The sequence below is a fragment of the Flavobacterium sp. H4147 genome (assembly GCF_029360735.1).
Classification (GTDB): Bacteria; Bacteroidota; Bacteroidia; order Flavobacteriales; family Flavobacteriaceae; genus Flavobacterium; species Flavobacterium endoglycinae.
On sequence record NZ_JARKNB010000003.1, the window covers coordinates 65,497 to 82,257 of the forward strand.

At 34.7% G+C, this 16,761-nt stretch carries 17 protein-coding genes; 4 read left to right on the forward strand and 13 right to left on the reverse strand.

The window, feature by feature from the left end; translation table 11 throughout:
- Positions 1-98 precede the first annotated feature (98 nt).
- The 3 genes from P2W75_RS14660 to P2W75_RS14670 form a co-directional block, all read right to left on the reverse strand.
- Positions 99-704 (reverse strand): DUF2652 domain-containing protein, encoded by a 606-nt coding sequence (locus P2W75_RS14660; protein ID WP_276381036.1) that lies wholly within the window; start codon positions 702-704, stop codon positions 99-101.
- A complete protein-coding gene (locus P2W75_RS14665) occupies positions 701-1,291 on the reverse strand; it encodes an NAD(P)H-dependent oxidoreductase (RefSeq protein ID WP_276381037.1) in 591 nt (196 codons plus the stop codon). Before P2W75_RS14665 ends, P2W75_RS14660 begins: the two co-directional genes overlap by 4 nt.
- A gap of 70 nt (positions 1,292-1,361) precedes the next feature.
- Positions 1,362-2,177 carry a helix-turn-helix domain-containing protein gene (locus tag P2W75_RS14670; protein WP_276381038.1) on the reverse strand — a complete coding sequence of 272 codons (816 nt, stop codon included), beginning with the start codon at positions 2,175-2,177 and terminating at the stop codon, positions 1,362-1,364.
- Between the two features lie 216 nt (positions 2,178-2,393).
- Here P2W75_RS14670 and P2W75_RS14675 point away from each other — a divergent pair, with 216 nt between their 5' ends.
- On the forward strand, positions 2,394-3,566 hold the full coding sequence (locus P2W75_RS14675; protein WP_276381039.1) for a chromate transporter: 1,173 nt from the start codon (positions 2,394-2,396) through the stop codon (positions 3,564-3,566).
- A gap of 602 nt (positions 3,567-4,168) precedes the next feature.
- Here P2W75_RS14675 and hemA read toward each other — a convergent pair.
- From hemA to P2W75_RS14700, 5 genes are all read right to left on the reverse strand, one after another.
- Positions 4,169-5,461 (reverse strand): glutamyl-tRNA reductase, encoded by a 1,293-nt coding sequence (hemA, locus tag P2W75_RS14680; protein WP_276381040.1) that lies wholly within the window; start codon positions 5,459-5,461, stop codon positions 4,169-4,171.
- Between the two features lie 258 nt (positions 5,462-5,719).
- Positions 5,720-6,313 carry a hypothetical protein gene (locus tag P2W75_RS14685; protein WP_207296107.1) on the reverse strand — a complete coding sequence of 198 codons (594 nt, stop codon included), beginning with the start codon at positions 6,311-6,313 and terminating at the stop codon, positions 5,720-5,722.
- A gap of 17 nt (positions 6,314-6,330) precedes the next feature.
- Positions 6,331-6,765, reverse strand: a complete 435-nt coding sequence (locus P2W75_RS14690) for a hypothetical protein (protein WP_276381041.1) — start codon at positions 6,763-6,765, stop codon at positions 6,331-6,333.
- Positions 6,766-7,057: 292 nt separating this feature from the next.
- Entirely contained in the window at positions 7,058-8,167 is a 1,110-nt protein-coding gene (locus tag P2W75_RS14695; RefSeq protein WP_373921640.1) for a cation:proton antiporter, read from the reverse strand.
- 108 nt (positions 8,168-8,275) lie between these two features.
- Positions 8,276-8,728: an Hsp20/alpha crystallin family protein gene (locus tag P2W75_RS14700; protein ID WP_207296104.1), complete on the reverse strand. Its 453-nt coding sequence runs from the start codon at positions 8,726-8,728 to the stop codon at positions 8,276-8,278.
- A gap of 354 nt (positions 8,729-9,082) precedes the next feature.
- Between P2W75_RS14700 and P2W75_RS14705 the strand changes: the two genes are divergently transcribed.
- Positions 9,083-9,679 (forward strand): NAD(P)-binding domain-containing protein, encoded by a 597-nt coding sequence (locus tag P2W75_RS14705; RefSeq protein WP_276381043.1) that lies wholly within the window; start codon positions 9,083-9,085, stop codon positions 9,677-9,679.
- A 34-nt stretch (positions 9,680-9,713) separates the two neighbouring features.
- Here P2W75_RS14705 and P2W75_RS14710 read toward each other — a convergent pair whose 3' ends face one another.
- Positions 9,714-10,049: an L-rhamnose mutarotase gene (locus P2W75_RS14710; RefSeq protein ID WP_207296102.1), complete on the reverse strand. Its 336-nt coding sequence runs from the start codon at positions 10,047-10,049 to the stop codon at positions 9,714-9,716.
- 16 nt (positions 10,050-10,065) lie between these two features.
- Positions 10,066-11,715, reverse strand: coding sequence for an alpha-L-fucosidase (locus P2W75_RS14715; protein ID WP_276381044.1), 1,650 nt, complete (start codon positions 11,713-11,715; stop codon positions 10,066-10,068).
- Between the two features lie 227 nt (positions 11,716-11,942).
- Between P2W75_RS14715 and P2W75_RS14720 the strand changes: the two genes are divergently transcribed.
- Both P2W75_RS14720 and P2W75_RS14725 read left to right on the forward strand, forming a co-directional pair.
- Positions 11,943-12,818, forward strand: coding sequence for a helix-turn-helix domain-containing protein (locus tag P2W75_RS14720; RefSeq protein ID WP_276381045.1), 876 nt, complete (start codon positions 11,943-11,945; stop codon positions 12,816-12,818).
- A gap of 174 nt (positions 12,819-12,992) precedes the next feature.
- Positions 12,993-13,505, forward strand: a complete 513-nt coding sequence (locus P2W75_RS14725; protein WP_276381046.1) for a hypothetical protein — start codon at positions 12,993-12,995, stop codon at positions 13,503-13,505.
- Positions 13,506-13,898: 393 nt separating this feature from the next.
- Here P2W75_RS14725 and P2W75_RS14730 read toward each other — a convergent pair whose 3' ends face one another.
- The 3 genes from P2W75_RS14730 to P2W75_RS14740 form a co-directional block, all read right to left on the reverse strand.
- Positions 13,899-14,504, reverse strand: a complete 606-nt coding sequence (locus tag P2W75_RS14730; RefSeq protein ID WP_207296098.1) for a murein L,D-transpeptidase catalytic domain-containing protein — start codon at positions 14,502-14,504, stop codon at positions 13,899-13,901.
- 159 nt (positions 14,505-14,663) lie between these two features.
- Positions 14,664-16,172: an ATP-binding protein gene (locus P2W75_RS14735; RefSeq protein ID WP_276381047.1), complete on the reverse strand. Its 1,509-nt coding sequence runs from the start codon at positions 16,170-16,172 to the stop codon at positions 14,664-14,666.
- A 251-nt stretch (positions 16,173-16,423) separates the two neighbouring features.
- Positions 16,424-16,753: a helix-turn-helix domain-containing protein gene (locus tag P2W75_RS14740; RefSeq protein ID WP_276381048.1), complete on the reverse strand. Its 330-nt coding sequence runs from the start codon at positions 16,751-16,753 to the stop codon at positions 16,424-16,426.
- Positions 16,754-16,761: the final 8 nt, after the last annotated feature.

Consider the following 16,761-nt stretch of genomic DNA (forward strand, 5'->3'; position numbering starts at 1 on the left):
TTTAGTGTAAAGTATTAAATTTCAGGCTGATGTTATACAATTCCCAGTAGAGGGAAAACCAAAAGACGATTAGAAAAAACAGACATATCATTCTATAATTAATTTACCTGAATTTTAGGCAGGATTTCTTTTTTATAATCTATGTATATGTAATTGGAGTCCGATTTGCGGTTTTTCTGCGTGCTTGCAAAATTCAACAGATCGTCAGTAAGCAATAAATACGTATTGCTCTGGATTGTATTTTTTAGCAGGCAGTGAGACTGCACTACTGTATTTCCGTAAAGTTTACTGAAACCTCCCACAGTATATTCTGAAAAAAGTCCATAATGAGCAATCAGTTTGAGGGACAAATTCATGTTTCTGCCAATAAGGGATTCGATGGTATGTACCTTTTCTCTAAAATTGCGAAGCATTACCTCATACTGATTAATAATTAAATCAGCATTTGGAGGACAGCAGAACTTATAAAAAAGAACGGCATCACCTTCCACCTCCGAAACTTTAAGTCCGAGAATATTACTCTCGATAATAGTGGTGAGAAGTTCTCTCATAATATACCTGCCTGCTTCGATGCAAATACTTGAAACGAAATTGGTAAAACCGCTAACATCGGGAATTAGAATAAGTCCGTGTTCAGCTTTTACTGCGCTGGCTTCATTGTGATACCTGCGCAGTATTTCCTGTGGTGTAGTAGCAAGACTCATGATCCAACAGTTGTACATTTATAGAGAGATAAAATCTCGTCGACCCAAATCTCGGCAGTTTCTGGAGTAATACGATCTGCTTTGTCAAAAAAGAAATGCTGATTGATTTCAAAACCGCAATAGCTGTAGATGCCTTTGTCAGAAGTAAGTCTCAACGCTTTGTCCATACCAATTTCATGGTACTCCTGATGGGATTTTCCGTGAGTATTGATTATTACGGCCTGCTTTCCTGCTAAAAGTCCTTTTTGGATTCCCTGATCATAGCGGTAAGCAAATCCATAGCTGAATACGCGGTCAATATAACCTTTCATTATAGCTGGCATACCTGTCCACCAGATAGGATGAATAAAAGTGATATGTTCTGCCCAGCTTATAAAATCCTGTTCCAGTCTTACATCGTCTGATACCTCGCCCTTTCTCTGGCCTGCCATATCCTGAAGTGAAAGCACCGGATTAAAATTCAGTTCATATAAATCTCTTACAATAACTTCGTTGCCTTGCTGCACTAAATACGCAGCTAGATCATTTTTAAATTTTCCATTCAGGCTTTCTGAGTTAGGGTGCGCGTAAATAATTAAATGTCTCATTGTTCTATATTTTAAATTTATAGGACAAATTTAGACCGAAGCTATTTCTTAAAATTGGAAGAAAACGAAATCAGCCCACAGGATTGCATATACTGCATTGCAGTTTAAGGTATCGTGCAGGAGTTAGATTTATATAATATTTAAAATCATTAATAAGCTGACTTTGGTCGTAATAACCGCATTCACCAACAATTTCAAACCAGTCATTCTTAGATGTTCTGCATGCAATATCCTGCATCATTTCAATGGCTTTTAGAAAGCGTAGATAACGGTTTATTTCTTTGGCAGAATACCCCAGCTGCTTTTTATGAGTTAGCTGTATAGCGCGTTCACTCTGTTTTGTTTCACCTGCAACTTTCTTTATGGGATTGTAGGCTGTATTTTTAAGTTCTATCAGTTGGCCGGTAACTGGATTTCGTTTTCTTAGATAAGGTCTGCAGAATTCTAAGATGCACTTTACCTGCTCTTCTTTGTTTTCAATTCCATTAAGTTTGTGCCAGAGAGCTGTAAAACAGTTTTCACTCAATAAATCATTAGGATCAATTGGCAAATTTTCTGCTAAAGCTGCCGATCCAAAAAAACGGTAAAAGGCATCATCCTTAAAATTGGCAACTAAAATCGTATTTCCTGCCGGCTGCGAATAGTCAAATGCTTTTTTTATTGGGCCCAGCACAATACACTTTTCTACTTCTATATTCTCATCGTTTTCCGAATGAATATAGGCACTTTCACCAAAACTAAAGATCATGATGGTTTGATAAGAAGGAAGAAGTTTCTTGGTAAACGTTATGTCTGAATTATTTTCTGCGAAATAAAAATGCGAAAAAACTTCCTGAAATTCATCAGAAACCGCTATTCTCCCGCTTGAAAATTTGTCTTTTTGCATACAAAGCTAAATTATAAAAAAAAAACATTTCATCAAATTCCGCTTAAGCACACAGGCCATTAAACTCGAGCAATCCTTTCTGCTGAACAGCTGTAAAAGTAATCCTGATACAAAAGGTAAATAAGATTCTATTTTATATAAATTTTGACCTTTAGTTTTGTTTTTAAATCCATCAAAAGGACAAATAGTTTTAAAGCATCAAATGATAGGGATACTATGAAGCAAATGGAAAAAAACTCAAAATACAGTCTCTTAGAATTAACTTTATATTTTCTAAAGTTGGGCACGACCGGTTTTGGCGGTCCCGTTGCCTTAGTGGGCTATATGCATAAAGATTTGGTTGAAAACCGAAAATGGATAAGTGAGGAAGAATACAAACAAGGTTTGGCGCTGGCACAATTAGCGCCGGGTCCGCTTGCAGCGCAGTTAGGAATTTATATTGGTTTTGTGCATTATAGTTTTTTAGGCGCCACATTGGCTGGTTTTGCTTTTATATTACCATCATTTATCATGGTATTATTGCTTGGGATTGTTTACAAATTATATGGAGGTTTGTCGTGGATACAAGCTGTATTTTATGGTGTTGGTGCAGCCGTTGTTGGCATAATAGCACTTAGTTCTTATAAACTTACACTAAAGTCTATAGGATCTTTTCGTTTAGAATCCTTTAAAACAAAATGGTTATTATGGCTGTTCTTCATTCTTGCAGTAGCTGTAACCTATGTAACCGAAAAAGAACAGCTTTTATTATTTATAATAGCCGGACTATTTTATATGATGATAATCGCACCTCCAAAATGGTGGAATTTTAAAACTACTAATTCACTGCTTCTTTTACAATTTGCTTTGTGGGATTATGAAGGAAATAAACTTTTAAAATTAGCTGTTTTTTTTGCTAAAGCTGGTGCCTTTGTTTTTGGCAGCGGACTCGCTATCGTTCCGTTTCTTCATTCGGGCGTTGTACTGGAAAATAATTGGTTAACAGAACAGCAGTTTCTGGATTCTGTTGCTGTCGCCATGATAACCCCGGGACCTGTAGTTATAACAGTGGGATTTATTGGATTTCTTGTCGACGGTTTTTTAGGTGCACTTACTGCTTCTCTAGCTACTTTTTTGCCTTGTTATCTGTTTACGATTATTCTTGCTCCCTATTTTAAGAAAATTGCCGATAACAAATCTGTAAAAGCATTTGTAGAAGGAATAACTGCTGTAGTCATTGGAGCATTAGTAGGATCTGTAATTATTATTGCCAAAAGAAGTATTATCGATATTCCTACCATAGTTATTGCTGCAATAACCGTTTTGCTTTTAGTGTATTATAAAAACATTAAAGAGCCTTACATCATTATTACAGCTGGAATTTTGGGTTTTATTATTAAATTATTATAAAATTCACGAACCTCATTCAAGAATTTCCCCTTACTAAATCGTATTTCCGTTTAAGTATCATTTGTAAATACACCATCGCAAAATGATTTAAATCTCTTCACAAAAACTAAATTTCCTGTACATTGTTGTGTATACATCTTTTTTGATCTCTGTTTACAGCCGTTGTAATTTCACTTGTAATTAATAATTTCAAAATGGCCGAAATAACTAATTTTAATAGGATGATGGTATTTTTTGGATGCCTATTTAGATTAAAATGATGTACAGATCCTTTATCAAAAACTATAAAATTTTATAAAAACCAATCTAGTTTATAAAATATGTTTAAATTAGGCCTCTAAAACCTAAACAAACTGCCTGATATATTAAGGGAGATAAATCCATACAATAATTGTGAAAAATTATAGTAAACATAAAATGGAAGATTATGTTTATGGACAAGCCCGCAGGTAGTGTGTCTGATTAACACCAAGTCCTGCGGGCTTAATTTTGTTTTTCAGCCTTCTGAAAATTAATTGGCAGAGCCATTCACATACTACTCTTGAATTTTCAAACGGGTTTAAAAAGCGTATAATATCATATAAAACTATCTCATTATATCGCTATGAAAGCTTTATATTGTATTTTATCTCGGCAACAGAAGGCGTCTTATTGTATTGTCCTATTTGAAATACTTTTTCCATAAATTCAATACTTTGCTCAATTGAGCAGTTTTCGTTTTTTAGATGGTGCGCAAAATGACTGGTTATTTTCTGAACAATTCGTGCACTTACAGCATCAGCCATTGTGGTATCAAAATCGATAGCTTTCTTTTTTTGCAAGGCCATTTCAGCTGCGGCTATATCAGTTAGTTTCGCTTTTAAAGCCTGAATTGCTGGTGCATATTTACGCTCATTTAGCCAATTATAAAATTCTGATTTTAAATCCTCAATAACAGCTTCTGCAGCTGGAATATGTTGTTGTCTTCTCTGTAAGGTATCATCACGCATTACCGAAAGTTCATCGAGATGCAGTAAAGATACTCCAGGAATCTCCAATACATTGGTATTGACATTTCTTGGGATAGAAAGATCAAGAATCAGCAGTGGTTTGTGTAAGCCAAGCTGTGTTTTGTTAATAGTGGGAATACGGGCTCCTGTCGCCACAACCAAAATATCTGCGTGTTGTATTTCTTGTGTTAAATCTGCATAGTCCTTAACTGTAACACTTAGTTTTTCCCCAAGCATTTCTGCACTGCTATTTGTTCTGTTTATAAGGGTAATGCAGGAGTTTGGAGTATGCTTTACTAGATTTTCGCAGGTATTACGTCCTATTTTGCCAGTTCCAAATAACAATATATTTTTACTGCCTGTAGCGGCATTTCGTATTATATATTGTACGGCAGCAAAAGAAACAGATGCGGCACCGGAAGAAATTCCAGTCTCGGTTCTTATTTTTTTGCCTGCTTTTATAACTGCGTTTACCAAACGATCCATAAAAGTATCTGACAATCCATGTTGTCTGCTTAAATTAAACGAGTTTTTTATCTGGCCAAGTATTTCAAAATCTCCTAAAATCTGGCTTTCTAAACCTGCAGCCACACGGAATAAATGAGTTGCAGCCTGCTCATTTTTGTATACAAAAGCAGCCGATCTGAATTCTTCCACCGAACCAGAGCTGTTTTCACACAGCAGTCTTATTAATTCATAAGGATGGTTGGCTGTTCCGTATAATTCAGTTCTATTGCAGGTAGAAATAACCAATAAGGATTCAATGCCTTCTGCTGCTGCTTGTTTCAAAAGAGCCTCATGAGCTCGGGCATCCAAACTGAATTTCCCCCTGATAGATGCATCTGCCTTTTTATAGCTGATTCCCAGAGCATAAAATGAGCGTGCCGATTTATTGAATTTTTCCATATAATACCTGATAAAAAGTTTAAATAATCAATCTGTAAATGCATAAACAAGCAGCCGTTAATAAAAAACGGTATTAAATTGATGGCTTCCTGTATGTGAAGAATTAATCTTTAGTAAAAACGATATATGCGCTTAACTGGATATAATAATAAAAGATATCTTTTATCAAACCGATTCCAGTTAACGACCTGGCGGCCAAATCATAGAGGCTTACTATATAGAAAACGCTGCCAGAAACCGGCAGCGTTTCTAAGGGAATTATTTTTGAACTATAGGAGTTCTCAATTGTTCCAATACAGCAACGATATCAACATAAAGTTCTGTATTTGAAGCAACGCCATTAGCATTGGCAGCCGCTCCTACATATCCTTCGAATTTTGTGTAATCTGCATTGCTAGATTTTGTTCCCATACGAGGGTTTTTAGCAGGATCATGTGCCGCAGACATACTTAGTCCAGAATATGTGTTAACTGCATTAGTTCCTCCTGTATTAAACGAAAAGAAATCCGTCAAATTATCCGATAATTTAGCAATGTTAGTTGCTTGTGTTTGTCCAGTTTCAGCAAGCAGCGGTGCAAAATGAGCCTGTAGGTTTCCAGAAGCATTAGATTGTATATCGGCTACAATAAGACCAATAGTTGAATTTACTACTTTTCGGTAACTAAGTCTTCCCTGCTCAATCATCTGTCCAGGATTGTCAGGATCAGAAACCATTTTAGTACCGCCAAGACGCTCATAAATTGATGCTTTTACCACTGGATCTGGAGTATTGTCATCATCATTGCTACAAGAAGTCAGGGCTGCAGCAGCCGTAAGTAATACACTAAGTGTAATTTTAGAATACATTTTCATAATATATATATTTAGGGTTAATTAAAAAATTGGTTTATTTTCTGCGATAATTTGTAACCAAAACTATTTTGATTGATCGGGCAAACTTCTTTATTAGCTAAATTTGCTGGCAGAATGTAGCGCTGGGCGTCATAATTCCCTTTTGCCATCAACTGATCGTATACTTTTTTCGAGTTGGTAATTTTATTATTGTGAAAGTATACCACCACATTTCTTTTCACAATTATAGAATCTGTGGTAAGTCCTTTTATAGCTCTAAGATTCGAACAGATTTCTTTTGCTTGAGCAGAATCGATATCGGATTTAAAATCGATACGGCTCACCTGCAGATTGGGATTTTCGTAAACAGCAGGTTTAGCAGTAATGATATGGAAAAGTAAAACGGCGGAAAAGAGCGCAGTAATTATGAACAGAGTCCATAGGGCCTTTTTAATATTTTTTTTGATTTTCATAGGGTAGTTTTTTTAATGATTAGATTTTACCCTATATACGAGCAAGTATTTTTTTTGGTTTTATTTAACAGTAGTTTAGAATTGTTTTAAATAATTTACAGCTGTTAGATGACAATATTTTAACTAATTTTCAAACCTAAACATCACATAAACAAGGAATAACGAGATTTTTCTTCTAAAGATTACACCTCGAAAGAATTACAAAAAATAATAAGTAAAACCTAATAAGTAGAAAATCCTACACTTTAAAAAGTATGATGCAAACCATTTTTTGATTTAACAATACCTATATTTATCTAAATCTATAAATGAGCTGTTGAATGATCATAAGCCAAATTGAAGTCAAAAGCATTGTGGTAGTAATGACAGCCAGTGTTATTTGATAAATAAAATCCTCGACAAGTCTTAAGGAGAAAGCCATGCTCATGAGTACAAAACTGAATTCTCCTATCTGCGATAAAAGAGCGCCAGCATAAATACTGTCCCGCCATGAATTTTCTGCAGCTCTAAATAAAATTGCATTCAAAAGACTATTAATCAGTAAAACTGCTAAGGAAATCAAGAGAATCATGGGAAGGTTATTCACAAAAAAAGTTACGTGCAGCTGCAGACCTACTGCGAGAAAAAAGAATGCCATAAAAAACACTCTGAAAGGAATTAGTGCTTTTCCAAGCCAATGCGTAGCTTTAGACTGTCCGATAAATATACCCGAAACAAAAGCTCCTAAAGCGGTAGAGAGACCAAACCATCCACTAATCCATGCCATTCCAAAACAAAGCCCTAAGCCAATAAAAACCTGCAGTTCATGATCGGCTGTAATTTCCTTACTCATTGGAAGTTTAAATATCTTTTTATGAACTGCTGCTTTTAAAAATAGAATTAACAAAACACCGCCACAACAGACTTTAAAAAGCTGAAAACTCGAAATACCGCCTCCGGCAAATAAATTAAGTCCTATCATCATGGGAACTACCACAATATCCTGCATAAGAAGAACACCGCAAGTTATCGTGCCAAGACGGCTTTTGATTTCTCCTGTACGGGCTAGGTACTGAAATACTATAGCAGAACTGCTTAAACTTATTATAAAAGTGGTGAGTATTATTGTTATGATGTTCCATCCTGCATATGTTCCTAAAAGATACATACAGATAAAACTAAGTACAATCTGTACAAGAACAATGGAGAAAGGTTTGTAGAAATTATGAGTAAGATAACCCAAATCAATTTCACTCCCAATACTAAACATTAATAAAATGATACCAATTTCACCAAGTTCAAGAATTACTTCAGGTTCATGAATTACATTAAGTACGGAAGGACCAAGCAGTATTCCGGCTGCTATATAGGCTATAAAATAAGGCTGTTTTAATTTTCGAAGAAGTAAAATCAGCAACAACACGATTAGGGACATCACAGATATCCCGGAGAATAATTGTGACAACATATGGATGAATTATAGAGAAAGCTGCCATAAGGCAGCTTTCGGTTTAAATTACAATGATGAATTTTAATAAATATCGATTACTCTAGGTGTCTTTTGTTTGGCCTGCTCCATTTTAGGAATCGATAATAACAGAAGTCCATTTTCGTAACGGGCGCTGATTTTATCTTCGTCCACTACATTTTTAGGCAGCAGGAAACTTCGCTGGAAAGATTCATAACTAAATTCTCTTCTGGTAAAGGTTCCGTTCTGCTCATTGATTTGGTTTTCTCTAGATGAAGAAATAACGAGCTGTCCGTTGTCAAGAGTAATTTTGAAATCATCTTTGTTCATTCCTGGAGCAGCTACTTCTACCTCATAATTGTCTGCGGTCTCTTTAATATTAACCGAAGGCAGTGTGGTGCTTGTGGTTGAAAAATTGTTGTTTTCCCAATTGAAAAAATCTCGGCTGAAAACATCATCAAAAAACAGGTTTTGGAAAGCCGGTAAGCGGTTTCCACTTCTCTTAATAAGATTCATAACAGTAATTTTTAAAATTGTTATACAATAAATTTTTGAACTTGCACTGTTGTGCTTTACGTCAATAAACAAATTATATGCCAACGGAATGTTCTGACATTTTTTCATAAAACAGCTTGAAAAAATGTCATACTACTGGATGTATAATTCCTAAAACCTAGTAAAATTAAACCATTTACAGCATGAAATTAATTTATATTTTAATTGAAAGAACAGGTAAAAACACCTGATTAATAACCAGTTAATTTCACTACATTTAACTAAGCCTAAACCAGACCTTAAAACTGAGTGCCTTTGTTGGTGCAAAAGTTTTATAAATGATAATATAATAACAGCATTAAAACTTGATCCGTTATGAAAATTGGAATTATAGGAATCAGCAGTCTTACTATGGAATTGGCCTTTCGTTCTGCCCGGCAAGGTCATACCGTTACCGTATACAATCCGAAAGGGAATAATCTTATAAGAGATGCTCTTGAAAAATTTGGCCCTACAGCTACAACTGGCACTTTAGAGCAAGCCTCTTCAGCAGATATCATTTTATTATTTATCCCTAAAGATGATCTGGAAAATGTACTGAATCAGCTCCCAGATGTATCGGGAAAAATAATTATACATACTAGCGGTTTAATATTTGATCCCCAGACACTTTTATCAGGAATCACCAATGCGATGACTTATAAAATTACAGCGTCACTTCTTCCTCAAGCTCATGTAGTGAAACTATTTCATCCTGTTGATCTTCAAGACAAAAACGATGTGAGAAATAAGGATAATAAGGAACAAATATTTTTTATAGCCGATCACAGAGCTTCAAAAAACTATGTGAAAAACTTCTTAAAGCAGCTGGATTTTTCTCCTGTTGATCTTTCTGGGAGAATACATTTACAAAATAAAGGGCTAAACCTTGATAGTATTTTTCATTCCTCTGCCCGCCGACTTGATAATTAAGTTTTCATAAATTTATATTCACTTTAAATATGATTTACTCCAATTTGTAGATCATTTTCATTGGCAGCCATTTTTCTCCTTCAGCAGCTCCCGGAGGTGCCTGTTGAAACTTCCACATCAATTCTTCCCATTGCTGCACTTTTGGATTTGCGGCATCCATTGCCTGTTTTCTCTCAATAGTGAAAGTTTCATCGACTTCCATAATCATAAACAGCCGATTAGCAAGAATGTAAATTTCCATGTTCTTGATTCCGCTGTCCTTGATGCTTTTAGTTATCTCAGGCCATGTATTGTCCTGAGTATGATATTGTATGTATTCTTTGATTTTCTCTGGATCATCAATTAAATCACAGGCATAACATAATCTCATTGGTTGTATATTTTATTTAAGAAAAAATTTCCAGCACATTGGCAAAACTTCCTTGTGGTTTATCAGCAGGAAACTTTACTTCTAAGTATTCTTTATGCTGCGCAAACTGCAGTTTCTCTCCTGTGCTCACTAATCGGATTTTTTTGATGGCTTTGGTATAGTATCCAGCCTCAGATCCTAGAGTTTTAATATAGACCACACCTTTTTCAGGCCAGTCCATTACTGTAGCGAAAAGCTGGTTGTCTTTCTGCGCAAAACGAAAATCTTCAGCACTGTAAGGTTTACCCTGGCCTTCGTTAAATCCCTGCGCTTTTAATTTCCCTGTACTTGCCTGCTGAGGTCCTTCTCCAAAAATCTTCCATGGTCTGGTACCGTAAATACTTCTGCCGTTGGCTTTCATCCACTGCCCTATTTCTTTTACGATTTGCAATTCTTGTTCATCTATACTACCGTCTCCTCGAATGGGAATATTGAGCATAAGATTTCCATTTTTGCTTACTACATCTATCAGGGTATGAATTACAGTCTTAGCGGATTTATACTGTTTTTTAGTATACACATCGCGGTCATAATGCCAGTTTCCAATACAAGTATCAGTCTGCCATGGCAAAGGTTCAATTTGATTGCTTTGTCCTTTTTCAATATCCCAGACTAAAGCCTTACGCTGCTGCTCGGTTAAAATTTTTCCAGTAATGACGGCTTGAACGGTTTTATTTTTTTTAAGGCTTTTGTTGTAAAGATGTGCTGCTATACGAAGTCCCGCATCGCTGATAGGCCATAAAGGCAGAGCAGTATCATCAAAATACAACATATCTGGATTATATTTCTCAATGAGATCAATGGTTCTATTATAGAATTTTTCACAATATTCAGAGGAAGGTATTGAAGCACCGTCGGCCCAATCCCACTGGCTGTGAACAGACGAATCACCAGAAGGCTTACCGCTTATGGGATGATTCTGAGCGTATAAGTCCTGAGGATCCAATCCATCCCACCATTTACCGCTTCCATCCGCTTTAGTCAAAGTTCCGTCATAGGATATTCCGGCAAATGGTCCGTTTTTATCAGCGCCTTTTGAAGTGTCAAACCAGTTCCATGCATGGGCCGCATGAACACTCACTGCAAAGGGCAGACCAGCTTTTCTGGCGGCTTTTTCCCATCCTTTGATTATATCTATTTGTGGTCCAACGCGTGTAGAGTTCCACTGTGGCTGATACTGGCTGTCATATAAATCGAGATTATCATGATGATTAGCCATTGCCATAAAGTATTTTGCTCCAGAATCTTTATAAAGATTAACAAGTTCGTCAGGAGCCCATTTATCTGCTTTCCAAGTATTAATAACATCTTTAAAACCAAATTCAGAAGGATGACCATATTTTTGAAGATGAAAATTATATTGTCTAGATCCTTCTTCATACATTCCTCTTCCATACCAGTCTCCCGCTTCAGGCTGGCACTGAGGTCCCCAATGTGCCCACATTCCAAACTTAGCATCTCTAAACCAATCTGGCACCTTATATTTTTCAAGTGATTCCCAAGACGGCTCAAAAGGCCCTAACTCATAGGGTTCTGATTTTAAAAGAATAGATCTTCCCAGCAAAGGTGATAAATACAATCCAGCTAAAGCTGTCATCCCTAATTTTAAAGCATTTCTTCTGTTCATATTTTTATTCACTTAGTTTTTATTCATATCCGATTAAAAAAATATTCTAATACTGATAAATTTCTAATAAATAAATCTATATTACTATATAATATTTTTTAATCGATCTTAAAATTTTATTATTGATTATATTTAATCGTTTTAATTGTAGTAAAATTAAAATAGAATATTTTGTTTTATGTATTCAAAACCGATTATTTATTATTTAAAACCGATCATTTTCTCTCATGTCCCACAATATTTTCTCTTACTCATTCACACTTCTGCATATAGATTATGTCAAGCTTGACGATAAATGGAATTATTACAATGTGATCAGTCCGTATTATCGGCTGTATTATATTGATGAAGGAACCGGATTTGTATCAGACAGCAGCCAGCAATTGAAATTAGAACCCGGCTGCCTGTATTTAATACCGAGTTTTACAACTTGTAATTTAAACTGCGATCATTATCTAAGCCAGTATTTTATGCAATTTTTTGAAGATTCTGCAGACGGAATTTCATTATTTGGTAATAATCGCCGTATTTTAAAATGTACTGCATCTCAAATTGATATACTGCTTATAAAAAAGATGCTGAAGAGTAATCCCGGAAGAGGAATTAACCGATCTGATAATCCTAAAATTTATGAAAGAGAAGCTTATTACAAAGAATACAGATCTTTAAATAATGTAATCAAACCTCATGTTCAATTTGAAAATCAAGGCATTATACTGCAGTTAATTTCCAGATTTCTATCTGCGGGTTTTAAAGTTTCTCCGCAGCGGGTTATACCTTCAAAAATAGCCGATACCATGAGCTATATACAGCTCAATATACATCAAAATATCACAATTTTAGAACTGGCTGCAAGAGTTAATCAAAATCAGGACTATTTCTCTAAACAATTTTTAATTCATACGGGAATGAGACCTTTGCGATATATACATGAAAAAAAAATTGAACGCGCCCAGTACCTTATTGCCACTACAAACAAAACTTTTTTGGAGATTACCATAGATACCGGCTTTTCCAATCTGGCTCATTTTTCAAAAATTTTCAAACAAATCGTAAGTCTAACTCCAGGAGAATACCGAAAACAGATTTTTAATATCAATTAATCGCCGAAAAATTATTGGAACAAAACTTACCCTAAGTCAATTCTTATTTCCTTTTATATAACTAGTTTTGAATCATTGCATTTGAAATAAGCATTTACAAAGCAAATGCAAAGCGTGTTGAACGCTCTAAAACAAAAAATAGAACTCTATAAAACGACTTAATAACTGATCCCAATGAAGAAATCAATTGCTATTACGCTGATTTGCACAGCTATTTTTACAACTTATTTTACCCATGCCCAAAAGAAAACACAAACACTTAAGGCAGATTTCGAAAAAGCATGCGGAATATGGAAAGGAACTCTCACGTATTTAGATTACTCTTCGGGAAAACCCTACAGCATGTCAGCAGATCTAGAAGTTAAAAGAAAAGATACATCGAATGAATTTCTTTTTATCTACACCTATCCAAAAGAAAAAAGTGCCAATACAGAACAAACTATTATTATTTCAGAGGATGAAAAATACATAGGCAAAGAACAGATTGAATCAAGAAAGGATCTTCCAGATGGAAGCGTTCAAATTGTAACCCAGAAATCTGGAAAGGATGGTAATGATAACAAAGATGCCTTGATAAAACAAATCTACACGATAGGCAAAACATCCTTTTCTATACGTAAGGAAGTCCTTTTTTCGGACGATAATAAATGGATAAAGAGACATGAGTATGTTTTCACAAGAAGTTAAATTGATTTAAAAAGGCAAAGATTACTTATTAAGATCATTTTATTAAAGTTGTAAGGAAATACTCTTGTACCATGAAATCTTATATTAAAATAGTAATTGGAAAATCCCGTCTTACAAAAAGATAAGACGGGTTATCCAGCACAGACATAATCCCCAATTTATGTTATGCAATGTTCAATAATCTATTAAAAAGCTTAGAGAAAAACACTCTGCTAAGAGAAATAAACATGCTGCAAGATTATGAACTTTAGCTCAGTCTCAATTCCTTTTTTATTTATAAAACATAACATAACGTTATAATTTACATCCAACACGTTTTGAAATATGTAGAGTTTAATCCAAAAAAAAAAGAGTCTTTAAGACTCTTTTTGGGTAATTATATTTTAAAATATATTATTCATAATATACGGAAAGAAGAATTTTAGATTTAGAACTGTCTATGATTTTTTCAAGTCTTTTAAAAAATACTTCATTTACCATTGGACACCCATGACTATTAATTATATAATAGCCCTGTTCTTCGTAAGGAACTTCTTTGTAATGATGAAGCACGATGGCTCTTTTCATGGCATTGCAGTTACTTTGATCCAGTCCAGCAAGTCTAAAAGCTTTTCCAAAAACGCCTTTATATGATCCTTCAATGGCATATTTTCCTAAAGAAGTACAATTAGATTCTGGAGTATTGCTGAACTGAAGAATATCTCCCTTTATATTGGTTTCAGAACCTGATCCATGAGCAACAAGTCCTTGGTCAAGAATCTGGTCATGCTCAAGATCATATACAAAAAAACGATTTCTTCCTGATTTGATTTTCATATCTACCAGAAAGGCAATTTTACTGTTGAATTTATGATTAGATGCTGCAAATGTTTTTATTTCATTTACATGATCATTGAGGCGGGTGAGTTCGATCTCATTGAGAAATATTTTTTTATCATCTATAGATAATGTAGTAAAGGAACTTAAAGAAAATAGAAGCGCAGCAAAAAATATTCTCATATAGTCAAAAAGATTAACGTTAAGATGCAAACTATATAAACTGTAAAATTATACGCAGTTTTTATATAATTCCCATATGTTAAAGATATTAGAAAATATCTAAATACAAAAATCTTAATTGTTAAAATTTTTAACGTATGATATTCTTGTTAATTTCCATTAAATAGTAGATTTATTTTGTTCTAACGGCAGCGTAAGAATAAATTCTGCTCCTTTGCCTGCTTCTCCCACAGCAGTAATTTGTCCGCCATGACGATTTACAATTTTTCTGCATAGCGACAACCCAAGACCGCTTCCTTCATATTGATCTTTAGAATGCAGTCTTTCAAAAGCGTTAAATATACGTTCGGCATATTGGTTTTCAATACCAATGCCGTTATCCTGAATTGAAATCTGCGCTTCTGCCCTATCATTATTCTGTATAATTTTAGAATTTATTTCTATATACGGAAACTCACCGGGTTTAGAAAATTTAAGAGCATTCTGTACCAGATTGTAAAAAAGCTGCTGTATAAGAATAGGTGCTCCTTCAATTTTCGGAAGTCCGAAATGTACAATCTGTGCATTTTTATCATTTATAACCAGTTCAAAATCTATTTTTATATCTTCCAGAATTTCGCCTAAATCAATCCATTCTACAATATGTTTCTTCTTATCGGCAGCAGAATAATTTAAAATTCCTTCTATTATATTTTCCATACGTTCTGCTGAATGGTCAATTCTGCTTAGATATCTTTTAAAAACGGCGCTGGTGTCAAATTTGATTTCTCTTTTCAAAAGCCCCATAAACGTTTTTATTTTTCGAACGGGTTCTCTAAGATCATGACTTACTAGATTAGCAAAATGCTGCAGATCTTCATTAGAGCGTCTAAGTTCCTCCATACTTTGTGAAACTTGTTTTTTCATCTTCTCTTCAAATACTTTCTGCTTTTCAATATCCTCTATTACGCCCGCAATTTTAACGGAATTCCCCTGTGAATCTTTTATAATCTTGCCATTAATTCTGACCCATCGCATCGAATTATCTTCATTTAAAATTCTGGCTTGATACGAAATAATTCCCGACTGATGTGCTTGTTGATGTGCTCTTTCACGCACGGCCAGATCATCAGGATGCAGACGTGAAGTAATTTTCTCATTGGAAATTTCACCCTCTACAGGCCAGATGGATTTGAAATTTCCCGAAGTCTTTATTTGATTTGTTAAAAGATCGATTTCATAAGTCCCCATTCCCGAAGCATCTATGGCCATTCTAAGTTGTTCCTCTGAACTCTGCACCTTTTCTCTGGCCAAATGAAGATCAGTTATATCCATACCGGTATTCATTACTCCATAAATTTCTCCCTTTGAATCTAATAGCGGAATAAAACTATAATTAAAATAGTAGCTTTTTAATTCTCCTTCTTTGATAAGATCAACCCTGCGATCTTTTGCATGGAAGGGAATTCCCGTTCTAAGTACTTCCAGCGCCTGATCAAAAATATTCTGTCTCCCTATTTCAGGCAGAATTTCAAAGTAGGTTTTACCCAATACTTGATCTCCTTTGCCCCAAGTTTCAATCATCGATTGGTTGGCAAGTTCAATTCTTAATTCGGTACCGATATAAACCCCTATCGGAAGCGGGGTCTGGTCAACTATATCTTTTAGAAGCTGTAAAGTTCTCTCCATAAGGAAGGCAATTTTTATGCGAATCTATTGGTTTGTATACTCGCTGCTATTACATCGTAAAACTTAATTATTGCACAATTCCCATCCGTGAATGACTAATTTTTACATAGCATAAAATTATACAAATAGTTATTTTTTATAACTGTTTGTACTAAAATATTCCAAATACATAATAACTTCCTATTTAATATTTGATGCAGAAGTAATTACATAATTTATTTAATGATTTTAATAAATACTTTTTGAAGTGGTTAGAGCGATCCAAACTTGTCTTCATACCGTTTGATTTCTAAATCAGTATGATGCAGTAATTTTTCAAGCAGTGCAATTTTATCTTTGTAAAGTCTTAGACCTGAATAGGTTTCAGAGGAATGACTGGTTTTATAACGTGACCCAGCAGGCCGCAAACCACTGTTAAAGCGAATAATAGCTTCTAGGTCTACTTCAAAAACAGTGGCGATTTTTTCAAGTTTATCAAAGCTGATGCTGGTGTTTCCTTTTTCAATTTTACTGTACGCCGCCTGTGTAATGTCAAGCCTTTGTGCCATGTATTCCTGAGTATAATTTTTGAGTTCTCTCATACTCTTAA